Source organism: Novosphingobium sp. NPDC080210 (assembly GCF_050281025.1).
GTDB lineage: Bacteria > Pseudomonadota > Alphaproteobacteria > Sphingomonadales > Sphingomonadaceae > Novosphingobium.
In genome coordinates this window covers 1-19,296 of record NZ_JBNNWL010000009.1, presented here as the reverse complement: position 1 = coordinate 19,296, position 19,296 = coordinate 1, and the positions used below count along the sequence as shown (strand labels likewise).

Sequence of the window (19,296 nt, the reverse complement as noted above, 5' to 3'; positions counted from 1 at the left end):
CTGGCCTATGCCAAGGCCGTGGTCGCAGGCGAGATTGTCGCGGGACCACATGTTCGCAACGCCTGCAACCGGCACATCGCTGATCTCAAGCGCAAGGATGGGATCTGGTTCGACCAGACGGCCGCCAATCACGCCTTCGCCTTTTTCGAGGAGGTGCTGAAGCTTTCCGAGGGCCAGTTCGAGGGCGAGCCCTTCGAACTGCAGCCCAGCCAGGCCTTCATCGTCGGCTCGCTGTTCGGCTGGAAGCGCAAGGACGGCCGCCGCCGGTTCCGCCGCGCCTATATTGAGCAAGGCAAAGGCAACGGCAAATCGCCGGTTGCTGGCGGCATTGGCATTTACGGGATGACCGCCTGCCAGGAAGCTGGCGCTCAGATCTATGCGGCTGCAGCCAAGAAGGAGCAGGCCAACATCCTGTTTCGCGATGCGGTGCGCATGGTCCGGCAATCCCCGGCTCTGGCGCGGCGGCTGGAGTTCTCGGGCGGTCCGGGACGCGAGTTCAACATCGCGCATCTGGCATCAGGCAGTTTCTTTCGGCCAGTGTCGCGCGATACCGGCAAGACCGGCTCGGGCCCGAGGCCCTATTTCGTGCTGGCGGACGAGGTCCACGAGCTTCCGGACCGTTCGATCATCGAGATGCTGGAGCGCGGCTTCAAGTTTCGCCGCGATCCGCTGCTGTTCATGATTACGAACTCGGGCTCGGACCGCAATTCGGTCGCATGGGAGGAACACGAACACGCGATCCGGGTGGCGGCCGGTAATCCCGATGCCGTGACCGACCCGACCTTTCTGGGTCAGGTCCTCGACGACACCACGTTCAGCTATGTTTGTGCGCTCGACGAGGGCGACGATCCGCTGACCGACCCCAGCTGCTGGATCAAGGCGAACCCGCTGCTGGGCGTCACGATCACCGAGCAATACCTATCGGAAGTCGTGGCCCAGGCCAAGGCCATCCCGGGGCAAATGAACGGCATCCTTCGACTTCACTTCTGCGTGTGGACCGATGCCGAGACCGCCTGGATGGCGCGGGCAACGCTTGAACCGCTGCTGGCGGAGTTCGAACCCAAGGCTGGGCAGTCTGTGTGGCTCGGGCTCGATCTGAGCCAGAACCGGGATTTGACCGCACTGGCGGCTGTTCAGCGCAGTGGCGAGAAGGACGGCAAACCCTGCTTTGATGCATGGGTCGAGGTCTGGACGCCGGGCGATACGCTCGCCGCGCGGGTGCTGCGCGACAAGCAGCCCTACGACCTCTGGGTTGCCGACGGATTTCTGAACGCGCCAGCAGGCGAGAACATCAGCTTTCGCCATGTGGCGCAGGCACTGGCTGAGATGGCCTCGGACTACCGGGTCGAGGCAGTCGCCTACGACCGTTACGCTTTCCGGCGCTTCGAGGAGGAGGTCGCCGAGCTTGGTCTCGACCTGGCCTTCGTCGAACACCCGCAGGGCGGCACCAAGCGGGCGAAGCCTGCGGGCGGGATGACCGAAGGCCTCTGGATGCCGGGTTCGCTCCGGCACCTCGAAGAACTGATCCTTGAGGGCCGCATCCGGCTCAAACGCAATCCGGTCCTCATCTCCGCGATGATGTCGGCAGTCACCGAGACCGACCGCTGGGACAACAAGTGGCTCTCCAAACAGCGGGCCATCAACAAGATCGACGCAGCCGTGGCGCTGTGCATGGCAGTGGGGGCGGCAATGGCAGGCGACACCTCCGGCTCCATCGATGACTGGCTGAAGAGCCTGGCATCATGAACCTTCTGCAAAAGGCGCTGGGTTACCTCGCGCGCTCCATCGGCCTCACCGACCCGCGGCTTGTGCAGGCGGCGGGTGGCCGCACAACCACGACCGGTGAACTGGTATCGACCAGCTCCGTGCTCGGGCTCGCCTCAGCCTGGGCCTGCGTCAACTTGCTCGCCGGCACCATCGCATCACTTCCGCTCATGGTCTACCGGACCAAAGGCGGAGCGCGGACAGTCGCAGCAGACCATCCGCTCTACCGGATCCTGCACGACAGCCCGAACGCCGACCAGACCGCGGTCGACTTCTGGGAGTTTATCTGCGCCTCGATTGAACTCAGCGGCAATGCTTATGCCGAGATCATCCGGGGCAGTAATGGCCGGGTGGTCGCGCTCAGTGTTCCCATCGCGCCTGAGCTCATGACGGTGCGCCGTCTGCGCGACGGCAGCCTTGAATATGAGTGGTCGGATGGCGGTGTTCGCTCGAGCGTCAGCCAGGACAACATGCTCCACATCCGGGGCTTCGGTGGCAATCCGCTGGGCGGTCTTTCGACCCTCAGCTTCGGCCGCCAAACCTTCGGATTGGCGCAGGCCATCGAACGGGCCTCAGGAGACACCTTCCGCAATGGAGTGCGGCCGTCGGGCCTGCTCAAGACCGCCGACAGCCTGACCCTCGACCAGCGTAAGCAGGCCGAGGAACTGCTGCAGGAGAAGTTTGCGGGCGCAATCAATGCCGGGCGGCCGATGCTGCTCGACCGGGGCATGGACTGGGTCCAGCTCTCGATCAGCCCGGAAGACGCCCAGATGCTGCAAAGTCGGGCCTTCTCGGTCGAGGAGGTTTGCCGGTTCTTCGGCGTTCCGCCCTTTATGGTCGGCCATACCGAGAAGACCACCAGCTGGGGCACCGGGCTCGAACAACAGACCCTGGGGTTCCAGAAGTTCACGCTGCGCCGGCGCCTGAAGCGCATCGAACAGGCGCTCGCCAAGCAGCTGCTCTCGCCAGCCGACCGGCAGGCAGGGCTCGTGATTGAGTTCAACCTCGAAGGCTTGCTGCGCGGTGACAGCGCGGCTCGTGCCTCCTTCTACCAGCAGATGCTGACCAATGGCGTGATGACCATCAACGAGGTCCGCGCTCTTGAAAACCTGCCGCCGGTCGAAGGCGGCGATGTCCCCCGCATGCAGATGCAGAACGTGCCCATCACCCAGACTGGATCAGGCGCAGCGCCAGCAGCGCTCCTGCCTGCAGATCCCGGAGCTACCCCATGAACCATCTCGACTTCATCCTCGATACCAAGGCCGTCACCGAAGATGGCCAGATCGAGGGGCTGGCTGCCGGTTACGGCAACGTAGATGCCGGCGGCGATGTGATCGTACCCGGCGCCCTGGCCCGTTCCTTGAGGGGCCGCACCTCGGTTCCAATGCTGATGTATCACGACCAGACCCGCCCTGCCGGGATCTGGACTGACTTTGCAGAGAGCCGCGACGGTCTTGTCGTAAAAGGCCAGCTCTCGCTTTCCTCCCAGATCGGGCAGGAAGCCCACGCCCTCGTTCGCGACGGCGCAATTGGCGGGCTGTCGATCGGCTATAAAACCATTCGTGAGCAGGTCGTGGGCAAAACCCGTCAACTGCTTGAACTTGCCCTTTACGAGGTCAGCCTTGTTACCATCCCGATGAACGAGCGCGCGGTTATCACTTCGGTGAAATCGCTGGTTGAGGATGGCCGGCTTCCGACCTTGCCAGAATTTGAGAATTTCCTGCGCGAGGCAGGGTTCTCGAAAAGTCAGGCCACCGCAATCGCGGGCAAAGGCCTGGCGCCGCTGTTCCGGAGTGAGTCTGGCAGCACCTCTTCCGACTTCCTGTCGGCCTTGATGGCGCAAATCGGCGCCTGACCCCCACTCCAGTTCAGGAATATCCCATGACCGATACCAAGAGCGCCGAGCAGCTTGCCGGCGAAGTGAAAGGCGTGCTCGATGCGCGTCTTAGTGAAGTGAAGTCCAGCCTCGAGGCACGCCAGAGCGAACTGCGCAGCAGCCTTGATGCCCGGTACGACGAGATCAAGTCGGACCTCGATGCCAAGCACGACAAGGTGAAGGAACTTGCCGAAGAAGCGCTGGGCAAAGCGCAGCGCGGCGAAGACCTCTCCAACGCCACCAAGCAACTGGCCGACGAGGCGCTGACCGCGCTCAATGAAGCCAAGGCCCGCCTCGATGAGGTCGAGCAGAAGATGGCCCGCCGCGTGGCGGACGAGGGTGCGCCTTCGTTCAAGACTATCGGCGAACAGGTCGTGGCTGACGAAGCCATTCGCGCATTCCTTGGCAACAACACCGTGCGCGGGCGTGCCAGCGTCGAGGTGAAATCGATCATCTCCTCGCTCACTACAGATGCCAATGGTTCGGCGGGCGACCTGATTGTGCCGGACCGCATTCCCGGCATCATCACCCCGGGCCAGCGCCGCATGACGGTGCGCGATCTGCTTACCCCGGGCCGGACCGCCAGCAACTCGGTGCAGTATGTGAAGGAAACCGGCTTCACCAATGCGGCTGCGACCGTCTCGGAAACGACTGGCCCCGCCAAGCCGCAGTCCGACATCAAGTTCGATGTGGTGACCAGCAATGTCACCACGATCGCGCACTGGGTTCTGGCCACCCGCCAGATCCTCGACGATGTGCCGATGCTCAAGTCCTATGTGGACGGGCGTCTGCGCTACGGACTAGCACTGGTAGAAGAAAACCAGCTCCTGAATGGCAGCGGCACGGGCACGGATCTTGCCGGCATTTACACGCAGGCAACCGCGTTCACCCCGCCGATCACCATTCCGGCAACGGTAACCCGGATCGATGTCCTGCGCCTGGCCATGCTGCAGACGGCGCTGTCTGAGCTGATGTCGACCGGCGTGGTGCTCCACCCGGCAGACTGGGCGGCGATCGAGCTTCTCAAAGACGGACAAGGCCAGTTCATCGTTGGCAATCCGCAAGGGACGATCACCCCGACGCTTTGGGGGCAGCCAGTGGTTTCCACCCAGTCGATGGCGACCGGCAAGTTCCTGACTGGTGCTTTCCAGCTGGGCGCGCAGATCTTCGACCGGATGGACGCAGTGGTCGAAATCTCGACCGAGGACGACCAGAACTTCCGCAAGAACCTGGTGACGGTGCTGGCCGAAGAGCGTCTTGCGCTTGCGGTCTACCGCCCGGAGGCCTTTGTGAAGGGCGACTTCGCGGCGGCTGCGACGGCGGCCACCAAGGTCTGATGATTTGGGGAGGGCTGGTCTGATGGCCAGTTCTCCTTTTCCATTTTCCAGGAGACAGCCATGATCCTTCAGGCACTCGATACCATTCACGTGAGCTCGGTGAGCTCGGAGAACATCACCACCGGTCAGACCTTCGAGGTCGATGACCAGGCGGGCCGCAGCCTCATCGAGCGCGGCCTTGCGATCGAGGTCGATGCGGCTGCTGCGGCCAAGACAGAACCCGCCGTGAAGGCTGAGCCGGAAGCCGCCGAACAGACGCCGATTGCCAACAAGGCCGGCGCTAGCGTTCGTACGAAGGCAGCCTGATGTCCGAGATCGTCACGGTGGAACCGCCTCAGGATCGCGCCGTGACGCTCGAGGAAGCACGCCAGCAGCTGCGCCTTGATGGGCACGACGAGGATCTGCTGCTCGGGGCCAAGCTCGATGCAGCCCAAGCTGAACTGGAGCAGCAGACTGGCCTTAAGCTGTGCGAACAGACCCTCGAGTTACAGCTGGAAAGCTGGAGCCAGGAGATCACGGTGCCGGTCAGGCCCTGCGTGGTTGCCGAGATCCGCTACACGGCGGCCAATGGCTCCACCGTCACCCTGCCGGAGAGCCACTATCTTGCCCGCAAACGGCATGGGTTCACCCGCATTCGTCCGGCATCAGGTAGGTCTTGGCCCGAGCTTGGGCCTGATGGCCTCATTGAAGTGACGTTTTCGGCCGGATTTGCCGAGAATGACCCCGATCTTGCGATCGCGCGGGCGGCGATCCTCGTCAAAACCGCCTCGATGTTCGAAAACCGTGAAGGCGCGGCCTGTCTCGCCTTTGATACGCTGGTCGCCCAGCTGCAATCGCGATGGATCTAGCCTCAAAGCTCTCGGTCCGGATCCGGATCGAGCGCAAGTCTGTCACCCATGACCCCCAATACGGGACTGAAGCCGTGACATGGGCGCCGTTTGCCTGTGTCTGGGCCGAGGTGAAGGACATTCTGCCATCGCGCGCCGAGCGCATGGCCGAACAGATCCAGATTGCGCGCCGTCCGGCCCGGATCCGCATCCGCTATCTGGCCGGCATCACGCCTGACATGCGAGTGATCATCGCGGGCCGCATCCACCAGATCATTGCCGGACCCTCTATGCTCGGTCGGCGCGAAGCCATCGAGCTGATGGTCGAAGAACACTCAAGTGAAGTAGCCGCGCCATGACCTTCAGGCTCAAAGGCGGCCCCGAACTGCTGCAATTGCTCGATCAGCTTCCCAAAAACCTCGAGCGTAACGTCATCCGTGGTGGCCTCCGCGCAGGTGCCAAGGTGATCCAGCAGCAAGCCAAGGCCAATGTGCCGGTGAAGACCGGACAGCTGAAGCGCGCGATCGGGATCGGCACAAGGACCGATGGCGCGAAGCTCAGTTCTTACGTCAAACTCCGCGGCAAAGGCTCCTATCTCGGGCTCTTCATCGAATACGGCGTCGCGCCCCACCTGATCTCGGTGACGGAGGCTGATGTCCCGGTGCGCCAGACCCGCCATGGCCCGCGCAAAGTCAGCATTGGCACGATGAACAAGATGCTGAAGCGCGGCAGTCTCAAGATTGGCGAGAACTTCGTCGGCCGCGTGGTCATGCACCCGGGTCACGCCGCCAAACCTTTCCTGCGCCCTGCTTTGGAGCAAAAAGCCGAGGAAGCGGTCACCGCCATGGGTGCCTACATCGCCCACCGGGTCCAGATTGGCGATCTCAAGGCGCCTGCACTCGAGGTCGACGACGAATGAACGGCGTGATTGCGGTTCGCAGCCTCCTGGTGGGGGACTTGCGCGTAACTGGGCTCGTGCCTGAAGCACGTATTGCGGCCGGAACCTTGCCGCAGGGCACCTCGCTTCCCGCCATCGCCCTGATGAGGATCAGCAGCGTCGACCGGAACGTCCCGTCCCCAGGACCGAAGCGCCGAGTGACTGAACGGGTGCAGGTGACCGTGCTCGCGCGGGCCTACGCAGAGGCCAAGGCCATAATTGCTGCCATTCGCGCGGCCGCTGCTGACCAGATGCCCGTAATCGACGGGCTCTCCGAGGTCACCGTTCACACAGATTCTGCCGGTCCTGATTTCCTCGACGACGAGACCGGCATCCACATGCAGACGCAGGACTTCCGCGTCTCATTCAACGAGGCGCGTTGAAGCCTCACCTTCATAAGGACCTAATGCCATGACCGTTCGGACTTCCGCCGGCACCACCTTGAAGGTGTCGGCTTCTACCCCTGCGACTTTTGACGCCACCGGCTACAACGCGCTCACCATGACAGTGGTCGGCGAAGTCTCCGACCTTGGTGAGTTCGGCCGCGAGTTCAACCTCGTTACCTTCAATCCCGTGGGCAGCCGCGGTGTGGTCAAGAAGAAAGGCAGCTTCAACCAGGGCGCGATGACCATTCAGCTCGGCCTCGATACCGACGATGCCGGACAGATCGTGCTCAAATCCGCCTCGCTCTCGGACAGCGACCACAGCTTCCTCGTCACCACCCAGAACGGCGACAAGTACTACTTCCAGGCACAGGTCATGAGCTTCAAGGTCAATGTCGGTTCGGTCGATCAGATCACCACCGCCACCGTGACCCTCGAACTCACCACCAACTCCGCCGGTGTGGGCATTGTCGAGGTGCTGGCGCCGTAATCCGGTGTGGTGCGGATGGCGGGACTCGAACCCGCACGAGGATACCCTCACAAGATTTTAAGTCTCGGGCGTCTACCATTCCGCCACATCCGCGCCGTCAGATCTGAATGGTGCGGGCGAAGGGACTCGAACCCCCACGCTGTTAGGCGCCAGAACCTAAATCTGGTGCGTCTACCAATTTCGCCACGCCCGCACGGCCAGCGCCTTTCCCAGATCCCTCCCAAATTGCCAAGGAGAACATGCATGTTCGATATCACTATGCTTGCCGCCACCGAGACCTCGATCGTTGAGCTCGTCGGCGGCGATGATGCCCCGCTCTATGACGACAAGGGCAAGCGGCTGACGATCACGGTCTACGGCCCGGGCACGAAGGTCTACCAGCGGGCCCAGCAGCGCCAGCAGAACCAGCTGATGGACAAGATCAAGAAGCGCGGGAAGATGGACCAGACCGCCGAGGAAAAGCTTGCTGAACAGGCTGATTTCCTCGCCGCCTGCACGGTCAGCTTCAACGGCTTTGCCTATCCGCCCGCCGACGGCCTCGAAGGCCAGGAGCTGTTCCGCAAGGCCTATGCCGACCCCTCGATCGGCTTCATCGCCGCCCAGGTTGCCGGCCACATCAATGACTGGGCAAATTTTACGAAGAGCTCGGCCGAGAGCTGAGCCTCTACGTCCGGCAATTGGCGTGGCTCGGCACTGCGCCCAAGCCCCGCAGCAGCAGTAAAGCCCGGCCAAACACCGATCCCGAACCACTGACCCGCATGCAGCGCATGGCAGTGGACGATCTCACACCCGACATGCCGCCAATCCGCACGCCCTGGATCATCGACCATCTGATGGATCTTGGGCCGAGCGAGGCTGGCGCCATGGGGCCGGTGCCCATCTCATGGGCGTCGATCGATCACTGGCAGCGCTGTTCGGGACACGATCTTCCGCCCTGGACATCGCTGCTGCTGCGCCGCCTCTCGATCGACTTTGTTGCCGAGACGGTGCGGGCCCGCGAGCCCGATTGCCCGCCGCCCTGGACGGCAACATCCAGCCTCAACCGTGATGAAGTCTCCCGGAAAGTCACCAATGCTTTCCGGGCGCTCATGATCTCGAAGGAGCAAAACCCATGAAGGCCGGCACCCTCGAGATTGAACTCATCACCAATGTCGCGCGTCTCCAGAAGGAGATGGCTGACATGAAGCGGTCGGTGGCGGGTGCGATGGGCGATATTGCTGACTCCGCCTCGCGCGCGGACAAGGCGCTGGGATCGGCAGGTGGCGGCGGGCTCACCCGCATGGGCGGCTCAGCCAAACTTGCCAGCCACCATGTGCAGAACCTCGTCTTCCAGCTCAATGACATGGTCGTCGGCCTGTTCTCGGGCCAAAAGCCGCTGACCGTATTCATGCAGCAGGGAACCCAGATCGGTCAGATCAGCATGCAGGCGGGCATGGGCATCGGCGGCATGGCGCGGGCGCTGGTTGGGCTTGCCGCTAGTTCAGCTGCCGCCGCGCTCACCAACCCATACCTGCTGGCCGGCGCCGCTGCGGCAACGCTGGCGTTCGGCGCGTTCAAGATGTTCCAGTCCAGCGTCAAGCAGACTGGTGAGCTCGACAAATACGCTCAGAGCCTCGGCCTTACCAAAAAGGAGATGGAGAAGCTTGGCCCCGTCGGGATCACCGTGGGCGACACCATGAAGGGCCTTTGGAAGACGGTCTCGGATGGTCTCAGCCTCGGCTCGGTCTTCTCGACCTTCAAGGATTGGGCCGTGACGGCCTTTGATGCCGTGCTGACGGCCGGCAAATACGTCATCGCGTTCATTTATGCTGGCTGGGTCGGGTGGTTCAATTCTGTCCGGATCATCTGGGCGGCGCTGCCAGGCGTCATTGGCGAGGCGACCGTCGGGGCTGCCAATCTTACGATCAGCGGCATTGAGTTCATGGCGAACAAGGCGATTGCCGCGATCAACTGGCTAGCCGGCCAGGTGAACCCGCTGCTTGAGCGCGTTGGGCTTCCGACATTTTCCAAAATTGAGAACGTAGCTCTGCCGCGCATGGAGAACAGCTTTTCTGGCTCGACCGCGCGCATGGCGGGCCAAATGAAAGACCAGTTCAGCGCGGCCTTTGGCGATGCCATGTCGATGATGGACGCTTTTTCGGCCAAGTGGCGCGAAAACAGCATCGCGGCCGCCAAGGCCCGCCTTGCAGCCAAAGCGGCCGACATCAAAGGCGACAAGACGGACAAGACCGCCAAGGGGCCCAAGACCACCGAGGCCGAAAAGGCACTCAAGGCCGCGCAGGACTTTGCCCGCAATCTCGAGCTCGAGACCGCCAAGATTGGCAAGACCCCGATCGAGATCAAGCGCATGGAAGTCGCCATGGCAGCCTTGAAGGCGCCGACGGACGAAGCGCGCATCGCGATCCTCGAGGCAGGCGATGCCTGGGAGAAGGCAACAAAGGCGCAGGCCGAAAAGGAGTTCATCAAGAATACGGTCGCCCCGCTCGAACTGCAGGTCGCGATGCTTGGCAAATCGACCAAAGCGCAGGAGCTGGCGAACCTCGAGGCCGAGAAAGAGCAGATCGTGCTCGAACGCGGCGCGGCCGCCTGGGAGCGATACAGGGCGGCCAAGTCCGCACTTATCGAGCAAGACTTTCAGGTGAAGGAGCTGGAACAGTTCCTCCAAAGCCTCGAGGACATGGTCTCGGCAACGCAGGCAGCCGCAAGCAACATGGCCGATGCCTTCGGCTCGGTCGGCGGCGCGATCGGCGGCATCACTGTGGAAATCACGCGCTTTGCCTCGGCCCAGGCAGCAGCTGCCAAGCGAGCCGCAGACGCGGAGCGCGAATACGGCAAGACCTCGTTCCAGTATGCTGACGCGCGTGCGGCGCAGGCTTCGGCCGAGATCAACCACTATGGCAACCTTGCCTCGGCGGCCAAGGGGTTCTTCGAGGAAGGCTCGGACGGCTACAAGGCAATGCTCGCGGCTGAGAAGGTCTTCCGCGCTTTCGAGCTCGCCATCGCGATCAAGAATGCCGCGGTGAAGATCGGCCTCATTGGCGTGCAAACCGCCGCCAAGGTCACCAGCGACACCGCCATGGCAGCCTCCGACACCGCACGCGCCGGGGTGGAACAGGGCAACTCGATTATTACGACCGGCAGCAAGGCGGTCGAAGCGGTAGTGAACGCCATCCGCTCGCTGCCGTTCCCGCTCAACATTGCTGCCGGCGCCGTCACGGCCGGTGTGATCGCCTCGCTTGGTGTCGCTATCTCCGGGGCCTTCGGCGGTTCCGCCAAGCCGCCTGTAACCAACGACGGCACCGGCACGGTGTTCGGGGACAGCACGGCGAAGTCCGAGAGCATTGCCAAATCCATCGACCACCTGCGCGAGGTCGATACACTGACCATGCGGTATTCCGCCGCCATGCTGGCTTCGCTGAAGAACATCGAGGCCAATATCGGTGGGCTCACCAATCTCATTATCCGCACGGGTGGCTTTGATGCCTCGGCTGCGGGCATCCAGGCCGGGACCAAGGCGACAGGTATTCTCGGCGGGCTGACCTCGGCCCTAAACGGCGTCTCGAACTTCGTCGGTGGCAAAACCGGATCGCTGATCGGCGCGGGTATCGGTCTTGCCATTGCCGGGCCCATTGGTGCGGCCATCGGGTTCCTCGGTGCAAAGCTGCTCGGCGGTCTCGGCAAGGTGCTGGGCAGCGTGGTCAATGCGCTCTTTGGCACCAAGACCAGCATCATCGGCCAGGGCATCTACGGCGGCGCGCAGTCGCTCGGCTCGATCCTCTCGGGCGGTTTTGACGCGAGCTATTACACCGACGTCAAGAAGACGAAGAAGTTCTTCGGAATCAGCGTGGGCTCAAGCTACTCCACGCAGTACGCCGCAGCGAGTGCGGAACTGGAGCAGCAATTCCGCCTGATTTTCTCAGGCTTCTATGACGCCATTTCGGCTGCCGCCGGGCCCTTGGGCATGTCACTGGATGAGGTGCAGTCGCGGCTCGCTGGCTTTGTCGTCAACATCGGCAAGATTGATTTGAAGGGTCTTACCGGCGAGCAGATCCAGGAGAAGCTGACAGCCGTCTTCGGGGCTGCTGCCGACAGCATCGCGCGGGCAGCGATCCCGGGCCTCGAACAGTTCCAGAAGGTCGGCGAAGGCTATTTCGAGACGCTGGTTCGGGTCGCCTCCAGCATCGAGGCGGTCACTTCCTCGCTCTCATTGCTCGGCACCTCGGTCGAGGGGCTGAGCCTTACGGCCAAGATGAACCTCTTCGACCTGTTCGGCTCGGCGAGCGACATGGCGTCTGCCACCAGCGACTATTTCTCGCTCTTCTACACCAAGGCCGAGCAGACCGCCGCGCTGACGGCGCAGATGAACGAGGTGTTTGGCAGCCTCGGCCTGACGCTCCCCGACAGCATCGCGGGTTTCCGCGCGCTGGTCGATGCGCAGGACCTCACCACCGAGGCTGGGCGCGCGGCCTATGTCGCGCTGATCCAGCTTGCGCCTGCCTTTGCTGATCTCATTAGCGCTGCGCAGGATGCGGCGAGCGCAGCCGCCATTGTCGATGAGCGGCTTGGCCTCGAGCGCCAGCTGCTCGAACTGCAAGGCAATACAGCAGCCCTGCGCGCCCTCGACCTTGCCCAACTCGATGAGAGCAACCGGGCGTTGCAGGAACAGATCTGGGCGCTGCAGGACCAGCAGAAGGCCGCCGATGAAGCGGCAGCTGCTGCCGAAAAGCTGCGCTCGGCCTGGACGCAGATCACCGACGGCCTGCTCGCGGAAGTTGCCCGGATCCGTGGCAGCATGGATGGCGGCACCAAGACCTACGCTCAGGCGCTCTCCGAGTTCAACGCGGCAACCCTTGCGGCTCGCAGTGGTGACCAGGAAGCGGCCAAGTCGCTCCCCGGGCTCAGCCAGACCCTATTGAGCGTAGCCGCCGATGCGGCCACCTCTGCGCAGGATCTCGCCCGCATTCAGGGGCAGACGGCAGCCAGCCTCGAGCAGACGGTGGCGATCATCAAGGCGATGGCCGGGCTGCCAACCGATACTGCGGCGACTGTGGCGGCTTCGACCAGCCCGAGCTGGTGGGAGCAGTTCGCGTCCACCCAGACGGCGACAGCGACCACCTCGGCCAATGACAGCGCGACCGTGTTGATCGAAGGGCTGGCGTCGCTCAAACAGGAGCTCTCCGACCTTCGCGACGAGCAGCGGATTGCCTCTGCCACCATTGCCTCCGGAACGAGCAAGACCGCCCGCATCCTCGAGCGCGTGACCCCGGATGGTGACGCTCTGGCAGTGAGGACTGCGGCATGAAACTGATCCGGCCGACCACGCTGACTGACGCCATGCTGACCAGCAGCACGGCTCCGGAGAACGATTATGCTGTCTGGGCTTCAGGTACGGCCTATGCTGTCGGCGCCCGGGTCATCCTGACCTCGACGCACCGCAAGTACGAAGCGCTCGCGGCATCTACGGGCGTGAACCCGGCCACTGATCCGACCAAGTGGCTCGACTTGGGGCCGACCAACCGCTGGGCCATGTTCGATGCGCGCGTGGGCACTGCAACAACACGTACCGGTTCGCTGCAGGTCGTGCTTGCTCCGGGCGCTGCTGATGGTCTCGCGCTGATCGATATCGAGGCGGAAAGTGCCAGCGTTACGCTTACGGTCTCTGGTAATCAGATCTACAACCGGACGCAGAGCCTCAACATCGGCGGGAATGCGATCGACACCTGGTTTGCCTGGTTCTTCGAGCCGCTTGGCAAAAGGACCGGGCTGCTGTTCCTCGATGTGCCCGTTTACGAGACGGGGGTCCTGACTGTGACCCTGACGCGGGACAATCCGGCCGACGCCGTCAAATGCGGGACCCTTCTGGTTGGCCGTCAGTTTGACATTGGCGATACCGAGCACGGGGTGGATCTCGGGATCATCGACTATTCGCGCAAAGAGACCGACCAGTTCGGGGTGACTTCGGTCGTGGAGCGCGCCTTCGCCAAGCGCATGTCAGCCCGGGTCGTCATGCAAACCGATGCGCTCGATGATGTGTATCGTACGCTTGCTTCGATCCGCGCGACGCCGGTGCTGTGGATTGGCTCGGAGAGCTTCGAGAGCCTCACCGTCTTTGGCTTCTACAAAGAATTCTCGATCGACCTTGCCTATCCGACGGTCAGCTACTGCAGCCTGACCATCGAAGGCCTCACTTAACCTTTCATCCCTCAGCGCAGGATCTGCCATGCCTATCACGGCCTTGCCCGCGCCGCCCACCCGGTCGGACGCGACGAACTTCAATGCGCGCGCTGATGCCTTCCTTTCGGCGCTGCCAACCTTTGCTACGGAAGCCAATTCGCTGGCCAGCGAAGTAAACGGCTATGCCAGCAATGCTGCAGCAAGCGCGGCAACGGCGACCAATGCGCCCGGTACCAGCGCTACCAGCACGACCTCGCTCGCGATCGGCACCGGCACAAAGGCGCTGACCGTCCAGACCGGCAAGGCGTTTGTGGTCGGGCAATGGGTGACGGTGACAAGCACGGCTACGCCGGCCAACTGGATGCACGGCCAGATCACCGCCTACACCAGTGGCACCGGCGCGCTCACGGTCAATGTGACCGCTGTTGGCGGGAGCGGAACATATGCCGCCTGGACGATCGGCCTTAGCGCCCCCTCTCAGTCGAGCGCGGCACTGCTCTCAACCTCGAGTTACGCTGACCCAGCATGGCTCACCTCGCTTTCTGCTTCCAAACTTATCGGCACAATCACGATTGCTGCCGGCGGCACGGGAGCTGCCACAGGCGCAGATGCCCGCACCAATCTCGATGTTCCCTCACGCAGCGGTGTTGGCGCATCAGGCACCTGGGGGATCTCGATCAGCGGCAATGCCGCAAGCGCCAACACCGCAACCACCGCCACGGTTGCGGGTACTGCCAATGCGCTCAATACTTCGGGCAATTATCAGCTGGGCTCGCTCGGGGTCGGCACTGCGGCTTCGGGCGTGGCCGGTGAAATCCGCAGCACCGGTGATGTCACTGCCTTCTTCGCCTCTGATGCCAGGCTCAAAGAAAATATCCGCCCGATCGAGGGAGCGCTCGGCATCGTACTCGCGATCGGCGGCAAGGCGTTCGATTGGAACGAAACGCATCTGCAGGCCCGCGGCGGAGAAGATGGCTTGTTCGTGCGCAAGGCTGACTTCGGGGTGATTGCGCAGGATGTAGAGCAGGTCTTCCCGCTCGCCGTGCGCATGCGGCCCGATGGCTTCCTTGCGGTGGACTACGCCAAGTTGGCGGCCCTCGCGTTCCAGGCCATCGCTGAACTCAAGCAAGAAGTGGATGGCCTTCGCGCAGCTGGGCAGGCGCTGGTCAGCGGTGGAGGCGCCAATGTCTGAGCAGGATCCCGCCGTCGAAATGGCCCTCATTCGGGCTGACCTCGAAGCCGTTCAGGAGGAGCTCAAGGCTGTGCGCAAGGAGCTCAAGGACCTGCTCGATGCCTGGAACACCGCCACTGGCGTTGTCCGCTTCGTCAAATGGCTCTCGACTTTGGTTGCTGCACTCGCGGTGCTCACTGCCGCACTCAAGGGCTTCTCGGGTCGCTAAAAAAAGAGGCCAGCGCGATTGCTCAGCGCCGGCCTCGTGAAAGTTTTGGGAGAGGATGCCTGAAAGGCAGGGCGCAGATGGTGTCCGATCCTTCCTTTGTCAAGTAACCAAGTGGAGATTTATATGAACTCGCTTCCTCCGGCCTATCGCTGGATCGATGATCTGCAGCCGCTGCCCAGAATGGTAGCAGAAGCCCGCAAGCTTTACGGCACCGCAGAGGTCGAAGGATCTGGCGATAATCCCGTGATCCTGGGCTGGGCCAAGGAGCTGGGGCTCGCCAAGGTCTACAACCATGACGAGATCCCATGGTGCGGACTGTTCGTGGCCATCGTCGCCAAGCGCGCCGGCAAGGCGCTGCCCACCCAGCCGCTCTGGGCGCGCAGTTGGGTTAATTTCGGCAAAGACGGCAGCGCCAGGCCGCAGCTTGGCGATGTGCTGGTGTTTCGCCGCGGGGAGACCTCTGGCCATGTCGGGATCTACATCGGCGAGGACTACGGCGCCTTTCATGTGCTGGGAGGCAACCAGTCCGACGGCGTGACCATCACCCGTATCGCCAGGGATCGCTGCATCGCCGTACGTCGGCCGGTCTACAAGGCCGCGCCTGCAACCGCGAAGCCAGTCGAACTCGCCGCGACCGGCGCTCTGTCGCTGAACGAATCCTGACATCACCAGCCATCCGCTGTTCCCAAGCAGCCGGATCAGCCGCCCGCCGCTTCCGGCGGGTTTTTTTATTGGAGAAGTGACATGGAAAACTTGAAGCCGTGGTGGACCTCGAAAGCCATCTGGACCGGCGTCATCGGCAGCCTCTGGGGTATTGCCGGGACGCTTGGCATTCTGCCGCAAGGCCTAGAGCAGAGCGATGTCCTGACTGTCGTGCTGGCTCTCACCGGCATTGGCGGCGTCTTGTTCCGCAAAACGGCAACCGCCCGCATCGGCTGACGCGACATGGGCGGGAGCTGCGGCTCCCGCCATCCACATTCCAACAGGTGCACCCATGACCAGGCTGACTATCCGCCGCGGCGGCACCCGGCGCCTGCGCGCCACCTTGTTTGCGAACCTTGCCGCAGGGCTGCGCCGGGATCTCACGGCGCTTTCCGCTCTCGTGGTCGACCAGAGCCCCAACATTGCGGTTCCAGCTATCACTGTCCGTAGCCCGCCAAGCGCTGGCGAGATTGAGGTGATCTGGAGCGATGAACAGACCGCGCACCTCAAACCGGGGGCCGGGCGGGTCTGGCTGATCATTGGCCTCGAAAATGGTGAAGGGGAGCGTGAGGTCCTGCCGGCCTTCACGTTTGATGTCGAATGACCAGCACCGTCCAGATCCTCGAGACGGTACAGACCATCGTCGTCGAGCCCCAAGGCATTGCCGGCCCCCGCGGAGAAACCGGCGCGACCGGCCCACAGGGGCCGCAAGGTCCGCCCGGGCCGCTTAGCGCACTCAATGATCTCTCGGATGTCGAGCTGGCTCAGCCCGAGGGCGGCGACGTCCTCATTTTTTCGTCTCCCGACAACCGGTGGACCAACACGAATTCGGCCAGGCTGGTCGATGGAGGTAATTTCTGATGGCCAATACTCTTCGTATCAAGCGCCGGGCCGCAGGCGGTGCGGCAGGCGCCCCCGCGTCTCTCGCCAACGCTGAGCTCGCGTTCAACGAACAGGATAACACGCTTTACTACGGCACGGGCACGGGCGGTGCTGGCGGGACGGCGACTTCCGTCATTGCGATTGGCGGCCCGGGCGCCTTCGTCGGGCTCTCGGGCGACCAGACCGTCGCCGGGATCAAGACCTTCTCGAGCACGATTGCGGGTTCGATTTCGGGCAATGCCGGGACTGCAACCGCGCTGGCAACGGCGCGTTCGCTTGGCCTGTCCGGCGATGTGACTGGTTCCGCATCGTTCAACGGCACAGCCAATGCGACGATTACGGCGACGCTCGCGAATAGTGGGGTCACTGCTGGCTCCTATGGTTCTGCGACACAGGTCGGCCAGGTAACGGTAGACGCTAAGGGGCGGGTCACGGCCGCCAGCAATGTGGCCATCACGTTCCCGGTGACTTCGGTGGCTGGTCGTACCGGTGCCATCACGCTCTCCACCAGCGACGTCTCTGAAGGCACCAATCTCTACTTCACCGATGCCCGGGTTCGCGCCAACCGGGTCGACCAGTTGGCTGCACCTGCCGCTGCGGTGGACTTCAACAGCCAGCGCATCACCGGCCTTGCTGACCCTACGGCTGCCCAAGACGCAGCCACCAAGAACTACGTCGATCTGACCGTTCAGGGGCTCGATCCCAAGGCTTCGGTGAAAGCCGCATCGACTGCCAATATTGCCTCGCTGTCAGGCACAATGACCATCGACGGCGTGGCGCTAGCCGCGGGCGACCGCGTGCTGGTGAAGGACCAGACTACGCCATCCCAAAACGGCGTCTATGTCGTTGCCTCTGGCGCCTGGGTGCGCGCGATCGATCTCTCGACATGGGATGAGCATGTCTCGGCTTACCTGTTTGTCGAACAGGGCACAGTGAACGCCGATGTGGGCTACCTCTGCACGGTCGATGCTGGTGGGACGCTGGGCACAACAGCCATCACTTTCGTCCAGTTCAATGGCGCAGGCCAGATCGTTGCCGGCAATGGCCTCACCAAGACCGGCAACACGATCGACGTGGGGGCCGGCACAGGCATTGCTGTGGCCGCTGACGCTGTCGCACTGACCGGTCAGGCGCTGGCGCTCCACAACCTTGGCACCAACGGGATTATCGCCCGCACGGCCGCTGGGACTGTGGCAGCGCGCACGCTGACTGCCGGTTCGACCAAGATCGCAGTCACCAATGGCGATGGTGTGGCGGGCAACCCTACCGTCGATGTCAACGAAGCCAACCTGACGCTGGGCAATATCGGCGGCACGCTCGGCGTGGCCAAGGGCGGCTCGGGCGCGACCACGCTCACCGGCTACCTCAAGGGCAACGGCACGGCGGCGTTCACGGCGTCCGCGACCATTCCCAATACTGACATTTCTGGCCTTGGCACCATGTCAACGCAGGCAGCGAGCAACGTCGCCATCACCGGTGGCTCGATTGATGGCGTGACGCTGGACGGTGGAACCTTCTGATGCCGAACACCATCCTGCTCAAACGGTCTTCAACTGCGTCCAGCGTCCCTGCTGCCGCATCGCTGCAGGCGGGCGAACTGGCGGTCAACCTGGCTGACCAGAAGCTCTATTCGAAAACCGCAAGCGGCACCGTCGTGCAGGTGGGTTTTGGCAATCTGACGTCGGCCATGGTGATGACCGCGCTTGGCTTCACGCCATACAATTCAACCAATCCGAGCGGCTACATCACGGCCAGCGGATCGATCAGCGGATCGTCTGGCTCCTGCACGGGCAATGCGGCCACTGCGACCAGGTGGGTGACCGGCCGTACAATTGCGCTGACCGGCGATGTGACGGGAACCAGCACGGCATTCGATGGATCTGCTGCCCTGTCGTTTGCGGCAACGCTGGCCAACAGCGGTGTTGCAGCGGGCACCTACACAAAGGTGACAGTCGACGCGAAAGGTCGGGTCACGACTGGCGCGTCGCTTGCCTCGGCGGATGTAACCGGGGCGCTGGGCTACGCCCCTGCCAACAAAGCAGGCGAGAGCTTCACTGGCTCGATCTCAGTTGTGGGCACTATTACAGCAACTGGTGACATCACGGCCTATTCCGATGCCTCGCTCAAAACCGATGTTGCCACGATCTCGAATGCGCTGGGTTTGGTGAACAGCCTGCGCGGTGTGTCATTCAAGCGCATCGCTAGTGGCAATCGCGGCATCGGTGTGATCGCCCAGGAATTGGCCGCGGTTGTACCTGAGGCTGTGCAGGCCAACGATGATGGGCTCTTGTCTGTTGCCTATGGCAACCTCGTCGGTGTTCTTATCGAAGCTGTGAAGGAGCTCTCCGGTAAGGTTGAGCAGCTCGAGGATATGGTCAAATGAGGTCGATTTGCGTGAACTGGCACGCGTTCCGTGCGCCGGCAGCACTTGACCGGCCCCCACTGAGTGGTCCGCGTTAATTGTTAGTGCAAGATTGCCTCCGGCGCCATGGGTGACCGCAGGTGGAGCGAAGCGGAACCGGAG

22 protein-coding genes and 2 tRNA genes are annotated in these 19,296 nt (G+C 62.9%); 22 read left to right on the top strand and 2 right to left on the bottom strand.

Annotated elements, in window-relative coordinates; all coding sequences use genetic code 11:
* Positions 1-18 precede the first annotated feature (18 nt).
* The 10 genes from ACQKOE_RS15910 to ACQKOE_RS15865 are packed head-to-tail and all read left to right on the top strand — an operon-like array spanning position 19 to position 7,614.
* Positions 19-1,746, top strand: a complete 1,728-nt coding sequence (locus ACQKOE_RS15910) for a terminase large subunit (RefSeq protein WP_427513692.1) — start codon at positions 19-21, stop codon at positions 1,744-1,746.
* Positions 1,743-2,996 (top strand): phage portal protein, encoded by a 1,254-nt coding sequence (locus ACQKOE_RS15905; protein WP_427513691.1) that lies wholly within the window; start codon positions 1,743-1,745, stop codon positions 2,994-2,996. Before ACQKOE_RS15910 ends, ACQKOE_RS15905 begins: the two co-directional genes overlap by 4 nt.
* Complete coding sequence (locus tag ACQKOE_RS15900) at positions 2,993-3,619, top strand: HK97 family phage prohead protease (RefSeq protein ID WP_427513690.1); 627 nt, start codon at positions 2,993-2,995, stop codon at positions 3,617-3,619. Before ACQKOE_RS15905 ends, ACQKOE_RS15900 begins: the two co-directional genes overlap by 4 nt.
* Positions 3,620-3,645: 26 nt before the next feature.
* Entirely contained in the window at positions 3,646-4,977 is a 1,332-nt protein-coding gene (locus ACQKOE_RS15895; RefSeq protein WP_427513689.1) for a phage major capsid protein, read from the top strand.
* A gap of 60 nt (positions 4,978-5,037) precedes the next feature.
* The gene (locus ACQKOE_RS15890) at positions 5,038-5,283 is read left to right on the top strand and encodes a hypothetical protein (protein ID WP_427513688.1); all 246 of its coding nucleotides are present in this window, start codon (positions 5,038-5,040) and stop codon (positions 5,281-5,283) included.
* Positions 5,283-5,825, top strand: coding sequence for a head-tail connector protein (locus tag ACQKOE_RS15885; protein ID WP_427513687.1), 543 nt, complete (start codon positions 5,283-5,285; stop codon positions 5,823-5,825). Before ACQKOE_RS15890 ends, ACQKOE_RS15885 begins: the two co-directional genes overlap by 1 nt.
* Positions 5,816-6,163, top strand: coding sequence for a phage head closure protein (locus tag ACQKOE_RS15880; RefSeq protein ID WP_427513686.1), 348 nt, complete (start codon positions 5,816-5,818; stop codon positions 6,161-6,163). Before ACQKOE_RS15885 ends, ACQKOE_RS15880 begins: the two co-directional genes overlap by 10 nt.
* A complete protein-coding gene (locus ACQKOE_RS15875) occupies positions 6,160-6,723 on the top strand; it encodes an HK97-gp10 family putative phage morphogenesis protein (RefSeq protein ID WP_427513685.1) in 564 nt (187 codons plus the stop codon). Before ACQKOE_RS15880 ends, ACQKOE_RS15875 begins: the two co-directional genes overlap by 4 nt.
* Positions 6,720-7,124, top strand: coding sequence for a tail completion protein gp17 (gene gp17 / locus ACQKOE_RS15870; protein WP_427513684.1), 405 nt, complete (start codon positions 6,720-6,722; stop codon positions 7,122-7,124). The genes ACQKOE_RS15875 and gp17 overlap by 4 nt, the downstream gene beginning before the upstream one ends.
* 28 nt (positions 7,125-7,152) lie before the next feature.
* A complete protein-coding gene (locus ACQKOE_RS15865) occupies positions 7,153-7,614 on the top strand; it encodes a hypothetical protein (protein WP_427513683.1) in 462 nt (153 codons plus the stop codon).
* Positions 7,615-7,621: 7 nt separating this feature from the next.
* On the opposite strand, the gene ACQKOE_RS15860 is transcribed toward ACQKOE_RS15865, so the two are convergent.
* A tRNA-Leu gene (locus ACQKOE_RS15860) sits at positions 7,622-7,707 on the bottom strand.
* A gap of 15 nt (positions 7,708-7,722) precedes the next feature.
* Positions 7,723-7,807 (bottom strand) — tRNA-Leu (locus tag ACQKOE_RS15855).
* Between the two features lie 50 nt (positions 7,808-7,857).
* On the opposite strand from ACQKOE_RS15855, the gene ACQKOE_RS15850 reads away from it, so the two are divergent.
* The 12 genes from ACQKOE_RS15850 to ACQKOE_RS15795 all read left to right on the top strand — a co-directional run bounded on the left by ACQKOE_RS15850 (position 7,858) and on the right by ACQKOE_RS15795 (position 19,155).
* A complete protein-coding gene (locus ACQKOE_RS15850; protein WP_427513682.1) occupies positions 7,858-8,274 on the top strand; it encodes a hypothetical protein in 417 nt (138 codons plus the stop codon).
* A gap of 107 nt (positions 8,275-8,381) precedes the next feature.
* Positions 8,382-8,729, top strand: coding sequence for a phage tail assembly chaperone (locus tag ACQKOE_RS15845; RefSeq protein ID WP_427513681.1), 348 nt, complete (start codon positions 8,382-8,384; stop codon positions 8,727-8,729).
* Positions 8,726-12,916 carry a phage tail length tape measure family protein gene (locus ACQKOE_RS15840; protein ID WP_427513680.1) on the top strand — a complete coding sequence of 1,397 codons (4,191 nt, stop codon included), beginning with the start codon at positions 8,726-8,728 and terminating at the stop codon, positions 12,914-12,916. Before ACQKOE_RS15845 ends, ACQKOE_RS15840 begins: the two co-directional genes overlap by 4 nt.
* Positions 12,913-13,806 carry a hypothetical protein gene (locus tag ACQKOE_RS15835; protein WP_427513679.1) on the top strand — a complete coding sequence of 298 codons (894 nt, stop codon included), beginning with the start codon at positions 12,913-12,915 and terminating at the stop codon, positions 13,804-13,806. The genes ACQKOE_RS15840 and ACQKOE_RS15835 overlap by 4 nt, the downstream gene beginning before the upstream one ends.
* A 43-nt stretch (positions 13,807-13,849) precedes the next feature.
* Positions 13,850-14,980 (top strand): tail fiber domain-containing protein, encoded by a 1,131-nt coding sequence (locus tag ACQKOE_RS15830; protein ID WP_427513678.1) that lies wholly within the window; start codon positions 13,850-13,852, stop codon positions 14,978-14,980.
* A complete protein-coding gene (locus ACQKOE_RS15825; protein WP_427513677.1) occupies positions 14,973-15,188 on the top strand; it encodes a hypothetical protein in 216 nt (71 codons plus the stop codon). Before ACQKOE_RS15830 ends, ACQKOE_RS15825 begins: the two co-directional genes overlap by 8 nt.
* Before the next feature lie 123 nt (positions 15,189-15,311).
* Positions 15,312-15,851 (top strand): TIGR02594 family protein, encoded by a 540-nt coding sequence (locus tag ACQKOE_RS15820; RefSeq protein WP_427513676.1) that lies wholly within the window; start codon positions 15,312-15,314, stop codon positions 15,849-15,851.
* An 81-nt stretch (positions 15,852-15,932) separates the two neighbouring features.
* A complete protein-coding gene (locus tag ACQKOE_RS15815) occupies positions 15,933-16,127 on the top strand; it encodes a hypothetical protein (protein ID WP_427513675.1) in 195 nt (64 codons plus the stop codon).
* Positions 16,128-16,182: 55 nt separating this feature from the next.
* Positions 16,183-16,494 (top strand): hypothetical protein, encoded by a 312-nt coding sequence (locus ACQKOE_RS15810; protein ID WP_427513674.1) that lies wholly within the window; start codon positions 16,183-16,185, stop codon positions 16,492-16,494.
* On the top strand, positions 16,491-16,751 hold the full coding sequence (locus tag ACQKOE_RS15805) for a hypothetical protein (protein WP_427513673.1): 261 nt from the start codon (positions 16,491-16,493) through the stop codon (positions 16,749-16,751). Before ACQKOE_RS15810 ends, ACQKOE_RS15805 begins: the two co-directional genes overlap by 4 nt.
* On the top strand, positions 16,751-18,292 hold the full coding sequence (locus tag ACQKOE_RS15800) for a hypothetical protein (protein ID WP_427513672.1): 1,542 nt from the start codon (positions 16,751-16,753) through the stop codon (positions 18,290-18,292). The genes ACQKOE_RS15805 and ACQKOE_RS15800 overlap by 1 nt, the downstream gene beginning before the upstream one ends.
* Entirely contained in the window at positions 18,292-19,155 is an 864-nt protein-coding gene (locus tag ACQKOE_RS15795; RefSeq protein ID WP_427513671.1) for a tail fiber domain-containing protein, read from the top strand. Before ACQKOE_RS15800 ends, ACQKOE_RS15795 begins: the two co-directional genes overlap by 1 nt.
* Positions 19,156-19,296 lie beyond the last annotated feature (141 nt).